The sequence below is a fragment of the Chryseobacterium sp. 14P4.3.2 genome, assembly GCF_057799275.1.
Window position 1 is genome coordinate 1 of the sequence record NZ_JBYOKO010000084.1, and the last position, 353, is coordinate 353.

The 353-nt window shown below is 41.9% G+C and carries 1 protein-coding gene; it reads right to left on the reverse strand.

Annotated features, from left to right (window positions below; translation table 11 throughout):
* Positions 1-98: 98 nt before the first annotated feature.
* The coding region (locus AC27VX_RS23900) for a hypothetical protein (RefSeq protein WP_488698481.1) at positions 99-353 on the reverse strand (255 nt) is incomplete at its 5' end.

Here is a 353-nt window from a genome sequence, read left to right on the forward strand (position 1 = left end):
CGGAAAGTGAATAGTGGAAAATGGAGAGTTGAGAATTGAGAATTGAGAATGATTGATTGAGGGTAGAGAATGAGGGGGCCGGAGTCATTAACGCCGATCTACAGGTCTTTGTCATTCTGTGGGAATCTACAATGAATAATAGAGAATGGAGAATGGAAAGTTGAGAATGATTGATTGAGGGTAGAGAATGAGGGGTCCGGAGTCATTAACGCCGATCTACAGGTCTTTGTCATTGCGTGGGAATCTACAATGAATAATAGAGAATAGAGAATAGAGAATGGAGAATGGAGAGTTGAGAATGATTGATTGAAGGTAGAGAATGAGGGGTCCGGAGTCATTAACGTCGATCTGCA